We start from the raw sequence: 11,431 nt of genomic DNA on the forward strand, positions 1-11,431 counted from the left end.
CGTTAGCGCTTACCTCGCGCGATTTGGCGATAAAGCCGCCGCCAAAGCTAGGCGACGCCCAGCTCGAGCTAAGCTCGAAGCGGCTCGTAAGCTTGAAGCTTTACGTCGAATTTGCAGGGCTTTTCGTGATGTTCGGGCTCGGAGTTTTTATGTATTTCATCTCAGACACCCTCAGGATACTGTGATTGCAAGCTTCGGATGCAAATTTTAAAAAGCAGCTCGCGTGAAATATAAGCTTATGCGATGCGTTAAATTTCAATTCGGTGCGGATCTAATTTCAAAGAGTAAGATTTTAAAATTTTACGCTACGGACCCACGTAAATTAAATTTCGATCCCGACTATTCATTAAGCGGCGGAATTCGCTCTTTATAAATCACGTTAAATTTTGCTACAATACTGGCGAAATTTTTATCAAAGGATAGATATGTCGCCTGCTCTGCAAGATGTCGTTTCGCAGACTTTAACCGAGCAAAAAACATGCGCTAGGGCTTTTAATAGATATTACTACCTCAGTATAGCCGTCATTTTAGTGATCATACCTATAGGACTGTACCTAGACGGCGTTAAAGCGGATACTCCTGTGATAAAAATTGCCGAAATTTTAGGTACCTTAATTTTTCTTCAGATCTTTTGGATATTTCTTCTTCATTGTGCCGGTCAAGAAACTGAAGCGGAAATTCGCTACTACAAATTTTATAAAGAGATATTCGTCCGCGCCGTAATAAACGATATAGATGCCGGTTTAAAATACGATCCATATACCGGCATGCAAGAAGAGGAATTTCAAAAATTTAGAATTTATAGGAAATCTAGGATCAAAAGCGAGGATCGGATTACGGGCGTGTACTGCGGGATTAAATTTAGCCTCAGCGAGGTACATAGTAATGGTAGGTTTTACATGAAAACGGATAATCCGCTCATAGCGGCGATTATGTTGATCAAAATATTCTACGATAACTATATGGACTTTGACGGCAACGTACTGATCTGCGAGCTCGCGAAAAAAACCTCGGGCAAAACGATAGTGGTAAGCAGGGAGCTAAACGCCAAGATCTTCGGCGAAAAAGAGATGATGGACGATGTGGATTTTATGCGCGATTTTCGCGTGTTTGCGGATGACAAAGTAGAAGCGCGCTATCTGCTAACGCCCGCGTTTATGGAGCGTCTGCGCGAAATAAATCGCGAAACGAGCGGCGAGTTCAGCTTGAGCGCGGTATTTATGGATGAGCGCTTATATCTATTTTTAAACGGTGCGCCCGATCTTTTTGAAACTACGCTTTTTGGTAGGCCCGCTAGCATAGAGCTCGCGCGCGAATACCAAACGCAGATCCGCAAAATTTTAAGTCTAATCGAAACGCTTAAACTCACAAATTAGCAGGGCGCATTACGGCTGAAATTTTGTACCTGCTCATTTTAGGCTAGACGGAATTTTTCGGCGAAGCATAATTTCGGCAAAACGTAAAATTTAATCAGCGGCGCAATCGCTCGGTAGTTGCCCGAAATTTAAACGGGCGATACGATTAGAGATATGAAGCACCCGCTAATAAATTTAAAGCAAAAGCACCCTCCGTGTCTAAAAATTTATAAAATTTGACCGCGTTTCGCATCGCAGCCTCTAGCTTTTAGTGCCAAACCTGCATAGCGGCAAAATTTAATCGGCAGCGCCCGCGATGATGAAATTTAAAAACAGATCCACAAGGACGAAATTTAAATTTAAAAACAAGTCCGCGACTAGAGTTAAATTTGACACGCAAACGGCGCTTACAAAAGCCGCACGCTAAAAGGTATCTGCCCGGACACATGCCGCAACGTACCTCAAGCGCCGGCTCTGCACACAGGAAGTAAATTTAAATTATTAAAGAATTCGGGAGAGGCGAAATTTAAAATTTCGCCTCCTAAGCGGAAAAGGATTAAAGCGCCGCGTAGCGCACCATTAGGCAGGTTTGAAGCGCCGCCAGTTTATCGAGCGTGCTTTTTTGCACTTCGGAATCGACCAAAATGACCGCCAAAGCGTCCCCCTCCTCGCCTCTGCCTAAGCGGAAGTCCGCGATATTGATGTTTTCGTCGGCTAGGATCGTGCTTACGGATTTGATAACGCCCGGCACGTCGGTATTTTTGAAGATTATCATCTTGCCCTTCGGCTTAAAATCGGTCTTAAACCCGCCGATATTTACGATGCGCTCCTCGCTGCCGTCAAAGACCGTACCTGCGACGTTTGAGATCGCCTCGTCGGTCATGATTTTTACCGCGATCTCGCTTTTATAGACGCTGTTTGCAAGCTCGCCGAAGCTCGTCTCGATCCCCTTTTCATCCGCAAGAAATTTAGCATTGACGTAATTTAGCGAATCGCCCAAAGAATCGTGCAGCGCGCCGACGATCGCAAAAACGAGCATCGATTTTAGATACTGCACCACCTCGCCGCTGCCCTCGATGCGAATCGATTTGATCGGGCCTTTGTTGATCTGCGTCGCAAGATAGGCCATTTTGGAGACCAAATTTATATACGGCTCGATACCGCGCGGCAGATCCTCAAGCTTAAGCGGCAAATTTAAAGCGTTTGGATAGTTTAAGCCGCGTGCGGCACTGATCGCCTGCTCTGCGGCTTCTCGGGCGATATTGCTTTGCGATTCGAGCGTATTTGCGCCAAGATGTGGAGTCGCGCTTAAATTTTCGATATCCAAAAGCTCATGATCGGTCGCAGGCTCTTTGTCGAAAACGTCGATGCCGAGATACGCGATCTTGCCGCTGCGTAGATTGTTTGCGAGCGCTTTTTCGTTATACAGCCCGCCTCTAGCGCAGTTTATTAGGCGCACGCCGTCCTTCATCTTCGCTATTTGCGGCTCGCCTACCATATTTATCGTCTCTTGATTTTTCGGCGTATGGATCGTGATGAAATCGCAAGATAAAATTTCATCGAAATTCTTCGTATATTTTACTCCGAGCTTCGTGGCCTTTTCGGGCTCGATATAGGGATCATAGGCGATGACGTTCATCCCAAACGCAAGCGCGCGCACCCCCACGCGCGAACCGATATTTCCAAAGCCGATGATGCCGAGGCTCTTTTTATAAAGCTCGGTACCGTACCATTTCTCGCGCTTCCAAATTCTATTAATTTTCAGATCGTTGCAGGAATTTACATATTTGCGCGCCGCATTTAGCAGATGGCACATAGTCATTTCGACCGCGGCGATGGTATTTGCCGTAGGTACGTTCATCAAAATAATGCCGCGCTTGGAGCAGCCGTCGATATCGCAGTTATCTACGCCCACACCCGCACGCACGATCGCTTTTAGCTTGGTGCCGGCGCCAAGGAATTTCTCATCCACCGCCGTAGAACTTCTGGTAATCGCAACATCCGCATCGCCTAAAATTCCGTATAGCTCGCTCTTGGGCACGTTAGTAGCGTCGATTACTTTAATATCCGATTCTTGCTTAAGCAGATCAAAACCGATTTTGTGGATTGCGTCGCAGACTATGATAGTTTTCATTAAATTTAACCTTTTGAAGTAGGTCCGCAAGGCGGGGATGCCTTGCGGGAGGAATTATTTATTTAGTTGATCTTTGATTAGATCCCCTAGGCTTTGCTTCTCGTCGTCGTTGCTATTGATCTCGTTTAGCGCCTCGCGCTCCTTCTGATGAGCCAGTCTGCGCACGCTTAGGCGAATTCTGTTTTTCTTCTCGTCGATGAAGGCGATCGCAGCCTCGATCTCGTCGCCCACTTTTAGGCTATCTACGCTTACGTTGCCAAGATCTTCCTTGCGAATAAGCGCGTCTATACCGCCTCCCAGCTCGACAAAAATTCCGAACTCTTTAATATCGCGGATCTTGCCTTTTACGACATCGCCTTGATTGTGACTCTTGGCGTAATCGCTAATAGGACTATCGCCGAGCTCTTTGTGGTTTAGAGAAATTTTTTGAGTGTCTTTGTCGATCTTGATGATCTTAACCTCGATCTCGTCGCCCACTTTGAATAAATTTTTGCACTTCTCGCCACGATCCCACGAAGCGTCTTCGTTATGCAAAAGTCCCTCTACACCGTCGATCCTCACAAACGCACCGAAATTTGTAATCGTAGTGACGCTTCCTTTTAGCACATCGCCCACTTTATGCTTAGCAACGAACTCGTCAAAAGGCTTAGTGAGTAAATTTTTAAGGCTCACGCGCAATCTGCGCTCGCTAGGGTTGATCTCTACGACCTCTACGTCGAGCTCCTCGCCCTCGCTGATGAAATCTTTCGGATTTTTGATATTTTTATCCCACGAAATTTCGCTGATATGCAAAAAGCCCTCGATGTCGTTGCCAAGATCGACAAACGCGCCGTAAGGCTCGATATTGCTTACTTTTACGCGGATCGTATCGCCCACTTCCAGGCTATCTTTGATCTCGTTCCAAGGATCTGGCATCGCTTCTTTAATCGAAAGAGAGAGATGTTTTTTATCGTTGTCGTATTTAATAACTTTAACCGGAACCTTATCGCCCTCTTTGTAGAGCGAGCTTGGATTTACTGGACCTTTGTATGAAATTTCGCTGTAGTGCACGAGTCCGTCCACGCCGCCTACGTCTACGAACATACCGTAGGTGGTGATCTTTTTAACGACACCCTCGATAATGCCCTCGGTGGCGACTACCTTTTCGATCGCCTCTTTGCTTGCTTTGCGATCCTCATCAAGTAGCTTCTTGCGCGATACAACGACGCTTTGTTCGTCTCTATCAACTTTAATGATCTTTACCTTGAAATTTTTACCGACAGCGCCATTTGGGTTTTTAAGCGCGCTTTGCGAGCGAGGCATAAAAAATTCCACATCATCTGCGTTAGCGCAAACGAAACCGCCCTTATTAAACGATAGAATTTTAACGTCATAGATATTCTCTGCGTTTTCATCATAGGAGTCGATGAACGCCTTTACTTTTTCCTTTTTTAGAGCCTTTTTATACGATACGACCGGGCGACCGCCTCTGCTTCCGATAATAGCGACTTTGATGTCATCTCCTACATTAACCTGCGGGTTTCCTTGATCGTCGCTCACCTCGGCGGCATCTAAAATACCCTCCGACTTCCTGCCTACGTCTATGAAAACCTCGCCGTCCTTAAGGGCGATAACCTTACCTGTGACAACCTCGTCGCGAGACTTCCCGGCGTCATACTCCTCTAACAATGTCGCAAAATCTTCCTCTGCGTGGTTTTGAACCTTCTCGTTCACCTCAGCCATATGCTTCCTTTAAATTTATTTGTGCTTTTTTGAAAAGAACTAAAATGCGCGATTCTAGCCAAAATTTGCTTTCGATTTGATAAATTTCTAAGAGTAAATTTGATAAGAGGGCTTATAAATTCTGCGTTAAATTTTCGATTCGCGCCACTACTTTTTTGATGATCCAATCGGGCGTGCTGGCTCCTGCGGAGATGCCACATAGGCTTTTGTTTTCAAACCACGAGCGTTCAAGCTCGCTTTCGTTTTCTATGAGGTAGCTGTCTTTGCAAAAATTTTGTGAAATTAAAAAAAGCTGCTTGGTGTTGGAGGAATTTTTCCCGCCTACGATTATCATCACGTCGGCCTTTTGTGACAGGCTTTTTACGGCCTCTTGATTTTCCAGCGTCGCATTGCAAATCGTATTAAAAATTCTCAGCTCCCTCGCGCGCTGCATCAAAAAATCCGCGATTTTGGTAAAATTTTCTATCTTTTTCGTAGTCTGCGAAACGAGCGCGACGCGAGGTCCAAGCTTGACGTCTTGCAGTTCCTTTGTATCCATGATCACGAATACGCGCGATTTTGCGTATGATTTCACACCCTTTACCTCGGGATGGTTTTTATCGCCGAAAATCACGATATCATAGCCCTCCGCGCTCATCTTTTCTACGATCTGCTGCGGCTTGGTCACGAAAGGGCAGGTAGCGTCGATGAGCTCTTTATTTTGCGCCTTTAATCTTTGCAGATCGTCCTTTTGAATGCCGTGGGTGCGGATGATGAGCTTTTGCTCGTCCTTGATCTCGCTAACGCCCTCTAGGGTTTTGACGCCGAAATTTTGTTTTAAACGGTTAATCTCTTCGGCGTTATGTATCAGTTCGCCGATCGTAGCGGCCTCGCCGGCGCTTTCTGCGATCTTGATCGCGCGCTTGACGCCAAAGCAAAAGCCGTAGCTTTTGGCCATCTCAATCTTCAACGCCAGCTCCGATCTGTCTTAAAATCGTGGCGAAGTTCGGAAACGACGTCGCGATACAATCACTATCCTCGATGATCATCCCCGAACTTAAGCCTAAAATCGCAAAACTCATCGCGATACGATGGTCGCCGCACGGCGTGATGATCGCCGCGTTCGCCTCGCCGCCTTCTATCTGCCAGCCATCCTGCAGCTCGCGCGCCTTAATACCGCAGGTGCGAAGCCCTTCGCAGGTTACCTTTATGCGGTCGCACTCCTTCACGCGCAGCTCGGCGGCATTTCTAAGCACGCTACTTCCCTGCGCGCAGGCAAAGGCGATAGCAAGCGCAGGCGCCTCGTCTATAAGCCACGAGATATTTTCGCTCACCTCCACGGCGTGAAGCGGCGCGTAAGCGACCTCTATATCGCCGATCTGCTCGTAAATTTCGCTCGTTTTATGAAATTTTACCTCGGCGCCCATGCGTTTTAAAATTTCATACGCCTCTATGCGGGTTTTATTTAGCAGCATATTTTTTAGCACGATGCGCGAGCCGGGGGTTATCGCTGCGGCGACGGCGAAGAAAAACGCCGAGCTGGGATCGTTTGGGATAAAAATTTCAAGCGGCCTAAGCGGCGAGCTAAGCGGCGCGACTTCGATCTCAAGACCATTTTGCGAAATTTGCGCGCCCATTGCCTTTAGCATCCGCTCGCTATGATCGCGGCTAAGCTCGGGCTCGCTAAACCTGCACCCTCCCCCGCGCAAGGCCGCTAAAATCAGAGCGGTCTTTACTTGTGCGGACGCAATCTTGCTCTCGTATTCAAAATACCCGAGCTTCTGCCCGAGCACCGCAATCGGCGCCTTTTCACCGCCTTGCCGCCCATAAATTTTAGCGCCCACCTTGCAAAGCGGGTCCGCAACGCGCCTCATAGGACGCTCGCTTAGATACCGATCGCCGCACAGCACGAAAAAGCCCTCGCGCCCCGCCAAAAAGCCCATAAATAGCCGCATTGCCGTACCCGAGTTGCCGCAATCAAGCGGGACATTAGGCTCTTTGATAGCGGCGGGAGGAGTGATTAAAATTTCGCCCTCTACGCGCTGCACGCAAGCGCCCAAAAGCTCCACGATCTTTAACGTATTTTGCGTATCTTCGGCCTCAAGATAGTTTGAAATTTTACTCATCCCCTCCGCTAGCAGCGAAAAGATCGCCGCGCGGTGTGAGATCGATTTATCCGCGGCGATATTTGAAATCTCCGCCCGCAAAGGGCTTGCTTGCGCAAAAATTCTCATCGCAGCCCAAGTCCCAGCTCGCTGCTAAGCGCGGCTAAAATTTTATCGGTAAAGCCCGCCACTTCCTCGTCGCAGAGGGTTTTTTGAAGGTCTTGAAATACAAGCCTGATCGTCAGGCTCTTTGAATCGCCCAGGCTTTCGTCGCTATAAAGATCGCTCGGGATAAATTCCTTTAGCGCCTCGATTTTAAGGGCCTCTATGCACTCTTTGATCTGCTCGAAGCGCATTCCGTTCGGCACCAAAATACTTAGATCGCGCGATACGCTAGGGAACTTCGAATAAGCATCCGCTACGATATTTTCAAATTTAAGCTTGGAAAAATCGATCTCGCACAGATAGCTTTTATCCAGATCGCGCCCTGCTTCTACGGCGTAATCCACGCGCCCGATAAAGCCCACTATCTGCCCGCCCTGCTCGATCTGAGCTTGCTCGAATTCGCTTAAAAATTTCAAATTTTCGCCAGGCAGCCTGACCTTAAATTTACCGATGACGCTTTGGATTAAATTTGCAAAATACAAAAAATCCACTGCGGCAGGTTTTGCGCCGGCAGCGATAGAGGGCTCGGCTTTTAGTCCGCTAACTATAAAGCCCAGCCTTAGGCTCTGCGCGCCGCTTTCGTCAAAGACCTCTCCTAGCTCAAAAAGTTTAACGCTTCTACGAGAATTCTTTAAATTTCGCTCCGCAGATTCCAGCAGATGATTAATCAGCGTCGGTCTTAGCGCGTCCAGCTCGCCGTTTATCGGATTTAAAATTTTAACCTTGCACGGCGCAAAGCCTAAGCTTTGCAGAGCCTTTCCGTCGTCAAATACATAATGCACGCACTCGAAAAATCCCACTGCTGCCGCCTTGCTGCGAAGCTTGCGCCCGTTTTGTAAATTTACGTAGGTATCGTTTAGACGGTTTTTTTCGTAGAAGCTTAGCGGCGCGGCGGCGATATTATCGATGCCTACGATACGCACGATCTCCTCGCAAACGTCGTGGGAATTTACGATATCGTGGCGGAAAGGCGGCACCTTGGCGGTGATGAGATCGGCTTCGACGCCCACATCAAAGCCCAGCCTTTTTAAAATTTTTACGATCTTATCGCGTGGAATTTGCGCGCCGATCATTGAGTTTATCTCTTTTTCGCTAAAGCCCACAATAAGCGGCTCCAAAGCATTTGAAATCTTTTGTGTGCCCGCATATAGGCTCACGGCTTTATTTTTAAGTAGCAATCTAAATAGCAGATCTAGCCCCAGCCTAAGCTTTGGCTCGCTGCCTCTGCTTGAGCGATACACGTGCTCGTCACCTTTTAGGCTTTTATTTTCGTTTACTGCTCTGGCGATAATTAGTGGCGCGGTGTAGTTTGCCTCTAATAGCACCACTTTGCTACTGCAACACGCCTTTAGCTCTGCGTCTTGGCAAATCCCTGCTACACTAAGCAATCTCTTGCCCGCATAAACGCCGAACTCACCGTTTGGCATAGGCTTTATGTCAAGCGCCACCTTGCCGTCTGCGGAAGCGATCTTTTCAAAATCATAAGCGCGCAGCAATACTCCGGTAGAGTGAGTAGCATAGTTGATGAAATTTTGCACCGCGCAGCTTTGCAAAATACCAACGCTTGCAAGACGCAAGGCCTGCTTTAAATTTAACTTTAGCTCGCCTTTGATCTCATAAGCTCGAAAAGCAAATTTAGCGCTTACCTCATCGCTTGCACGTACGCTTAAAATTCTACCGATACCAGGCGCTCCGTCGGCATCTTCAAACTCGTGCTTTTCCTTTAGCGGCAGATCAAGCGCTGCGCTTAGATCGCGCGCTATGCCTAAGATGCTAAGGCAGTCGCCGCGATTAGCGGTAAGCTCGATCTCGATAAGATCGTCGTTAAAAATTTCATACTCGCGCAGCTCCTTGCCCAGCACGAGCTCGCCGATACTGCTATCAAGCACCATAATGCCGTCATTCGTCTTGGCAAGCCCAAGCTCGGTTGCCGAACAGATCATGCCAAAGCTCTCCACGCCGCGAAGTTTGGCAGGCTTTATCTCAAGACCGCTAGGTAGCACGGCGCCGACGAGGCTAACCGCGACATATTGCCCTGCCTCAACATTTTTCGCGCCGCAGACGATCTGCAAGCTCTGCTTACCGACATCAACCTCGCAGACATTGAGATGATCAGAATTCTCGTGACGACGCTTGCTTTTTACGAGTCCTACTACGACGCCTTTAGGAAGCGAAATTTTATTGTGAGCATCAACCTCCAGACCGATGGAATTTAGCGTAGAAAGCAGCCTTTCGCTTGAAATTTCGCTTATATCGATCCACTCCTGCAACCAATTTCTCGTTATTATCATTTAAACTGCTCCAATAATCTAATATCGCCTTCAAATAGCGAGCGCAGATCGGGGATACCGTGCAGCAGCATCGCAAATCTCTCCACACCGAGCCCGAATGCGTATCCGCTGACGTTTTTCCAGCCCACCGCTTTAAAGACGTTAGGATCGACCACGCCGCTGCCTAACACCTCGAGCCAGCCCGTCTGCTTACAGACGCGGCATCCCTCGCCGTGGCAGAAAATACAGCTGATATCGACCTCGGTGCTAGGCTCCGTAAACGGAAAGAAGCTCGGGCGGAAGCGCACCTTTACGTCTCCAAACATATAGCGCAAAAATTCCTCTAAAACGTATTTTAAATTCGCAAAGCTCACGCGGTCTCCCTGCTCGACTACGAGGCCTTCTACTTGATGAAACATCGGCGTGTGGGTTAGATCCATATCGCGGCGAAATACCGCGCCCGGGGCGATCATGCGCACCGGCGGAGCTTTAAATTTCTCCATCGTGCGGATCTGAACGCCGCTGGTATGCGTGCGCAGCAGGCGCCCGTCATTTAGATAAAACGTATCTTGCATATCGCGCGCCGGGTGGTATTTGGGTAAATTTAGCGCTTCAAAATTATGGAAGTCGTCCTCGATGAGCGGGCCACTTTCGACGCTGAAATTTTGCGCGATGAAGTAGTCTATGATCTTATCCATCGTCTCCATCACGGGATGCAGCGCTCCGCAGTTTACGTTTTCGTTAAAAAGCGTGACGTCGCTCGCTTCATTCTTCATCGCCTCTTTTTGCTCCGCCTCTTCCAGGCTCGCCTTTTTTGCAGCGATGAGCTCGCTGAAATAATCGCGCTTTTCATTCGCGCTTACGGCAAGCTCTTTTTTCTGCTCGGGCGCTGCGGATTTGAGCTCGGAAAAAAGCGCCGTTATGATGCCTTTTTTGCCAAAAAGCTCCAAGCGCACGGCTTCCAGCTCGCTTAAGCTCGATGCGGCGTCGATTTTTGCTTTAATCTCTTGCAAATTCTATCCTTGTAGTTAAATTTAATGGCGCGATTGTAGTTAAAATTTGATAAAAGCTAGGTAAATTTGCGTGTTTGGATTTTTTGGCTATAATCGCGGCTAAATTTCAACCTCATAAAAGGATCTAAAATGAACGTATTCGAAAAGATCGTAAACGGCGAAATCCCGTGCAACAAAGTGCTAGAGAACGATGAATTTTTGGCTTTCCACGACATCAACCCAAAAGCGCCGATCCATATCCTGGCGATCCCTAAGAAATGCTACGAAAACTTTCAAGTAACACCACCCGAAGTGATGAGTAAAATGAGCGCTTTCATCCAAGAAGTAACTCGCAAAATGGGGCTTGATAAGAGCGGATACCGTCTCGTTTGCAACTGCGGCGAAAACGGAGGTCAAGAGGTGATGCATCTGCACTTTCATATCCTGGGCGGAATGAAGCTGCCGTGGGACCATGTCAGTGACCGCAATACTGAAGAGAATTTTTAAGACTAGAGCTTAATTCTATAAAAACTAAAATTCCGTGAAATTGCAAAATTTTGCGGAATTCTTTGAAATTTTTAAAATTCCGCTTCATTTATAAGCACCGAGGCTTTAAAAATAATCAAAATAGTAAAACTACAAGCTAAAATTTATCATTAGATGCTAAAGAGCAATATAAATTTATCACAAGCGAGCTCTTAGCAAATGC

General features: G+C 47.6%; 9 protein-coding genes. 3 read left to right on the top strand and 6 right to left on the bottom strand.

Annotated features, from left to right (window positions below):
- Both Q0372_RS02555 and Q0372_RS02560 read left to right on the top strand, forming a co-directional pair.
- A partial coding sequence (locus tag Q0372_RS02555) for a hypothetical protein (protein ID WP_298102169.1) occupies window positions 1–185 on the top strand: 185 nt, incomplete at its 5' end.
- Window positions 186–425: 240 nt separating this feature from the next.
- Window positions 426–1,376, top strand: a complete 951-nt coding sequence (locus Q0372_RS02560; protein WP_298102172.1) for a DUF3137 domain-containing protein — start codon at window positions 426–428, stop codon at window positions 1,374–1,376.
- A gap of 535 nt (window positions 1,377–1,911) precedes the next feature.
- Here the strand turns inward: Q0372_RS02560 and serA are convergent.
- The 6 genes from serA to pheS form a co-directional block, all read right to left on the bottom strand.
- Complete coding sequence (gene serA, locus Q0372_RS02565; protein WP_298102175.1) at window positions 1,912–3,489, bottom strand: phosphoglycerate dehydrogenase; 1,578 nt, start codon at window positions 3,487–3,489, stop codon at window positions 1,912–1,914.
- A gap of 54 nt (window positions 3,490–3,543) precedes the next feature.
- Window positions 3,544–5,211 carry a 30S ribosomal protein S1 gene (locus Q0372_RS02570; RefSeq protein WP_298102178.1) on the bottom strand — a complete coding sequence of 556 codons (1,668 nt, stop codon included), beginning with the start codon at window positions 5,209–5,211 and terminating at the stop codon, window positions 3,544–3,546.
- A gap of 112 nt (window positions 5,212–5,323) precedes the next feature.
- Entirely contained in the window at window positions 5,324–6,160 is an 837-nt protein-coding gene (locus Q0372_RS02575) for a 4-hydroxy-3-methylbut-2-enyl diphosphate reductase (RefSeq protein ID WP_298102181.1), read from the bottom strand.
- The gene (aroA, locus tag Q0372_RS02580; protein ID WP_298102184.1) at window positions 6,150–7,424 is read right to left on the bottom strand and encodes a 3-phosphoshikimate 1-carboxyvinyltransferase; all 1,275 of its coding nucleotides are present in this window, start codon (window positions 7,422–7,424) and stop codon (window positions 6,150–6,152) included. Before aroA ends, Q0372_RS02575 begins: the two co-directional genes overlap by 11 nt.
- The gene (gene pheT / locus Q0372_RS02585; protein WP_298102187.1) at window positions 7,421–9,751 is read right to left on the bottom strand and encodes a phenylalanine--tRNA ligase subunit beta; all 2,331 of its coding nucleotides are present in this window, start codon (window positions 9,749–9,751) and stop codon (window positions 7,421–7,423) included. Before pheT ends, aroA begins: the two co-directional genes overlap by 4 nt.
- On the bottom strand, window positions 9,748–10,743 hold the full coding sequence (pheS, locus tag Q0372_RS02590; RefSeq protein WP_298102190.1) for a phenylalanine--tRNA ligase subunit alpha: 996 nt from the start codon (window positions 10,741–10,743) through the stop codon (window positions 9,748–9,750). Before pheS ends, pheT begins: the two co-directional genes overlap by 4 nt.
- 129 nt (window positions 10,744–10,872) lie before the next feature.
- Here pheS and Q0372_RS02595 point away from each other — a divergent pair, with 129 nt between their 5' ends.
- Window positions 10,873–11,229 (top strand): histidine triad nucleotide-binding protein, encoded by a 357-nt coding sequence (locus Q0372_RS02595; RefSeq protein ID WP_297881238.1) that lies wholly within the window; start codon window positions 10,873–10,875, stop codon window positions 11,227–11,229.
- Window positions 11,230–11,431 lie beyond the last annotated feature (202 nt).

Origin of the sequence: uncultured Campylobacter sp. (assembly GCF_937997405.1) — a bacterium.
Lineage (GTDB): Bacteria > Campylobacterota > Campylobacteria > Campylobacterales > Campylobacteraceae > Campylobacter_B.

Excerpts from the sequence above, each read along its gene's own strand:
- Q0372_RS02595 (WP_297881238.1), top strand. The coding sequence starts at position 10,873 with ATGAACGTATTCGAAAAGATCGTAAACGGCGAAATCCCGTGCAACAAA.
- aroA (WP_298102184.1), bottom strand. The coding sequence starts at position 7,424 with ATGAGAATTTTTGCGCAAGCAAGCCCTTTGCGGGCGGAGATTTCAAAT.
- Q0372_RS02560 (WP_298102172.1), top strand. The coding sequence starts at position 426 with ATGTCGCCTGCTCTGCAAGATGTCGTTTCGCAGACTTTAACCGAGCAA.
- pheT (WP_298102187.1), bottom strand. The coding sequence starts at position 9,751 with ATGATAATAACGAGAAATTGGTTGCAGGAGTGGATCGATATAAGCGAA.
- Q0372_RS02570 (WP_298102178.1), bottom strand. The coding sequence starts at position 5,211 with ATGGCTGAGGTGAACGAGAAGGTTCAAAACCACGCAGAGGAAGATTTT.
- serA (WP_298102175.1), bottom strand. The coding sequence starts at position 3,489 with ATGAAAACTATCATAGTCTGCGACGCAATCCACAAAATCGGTTTTGAT.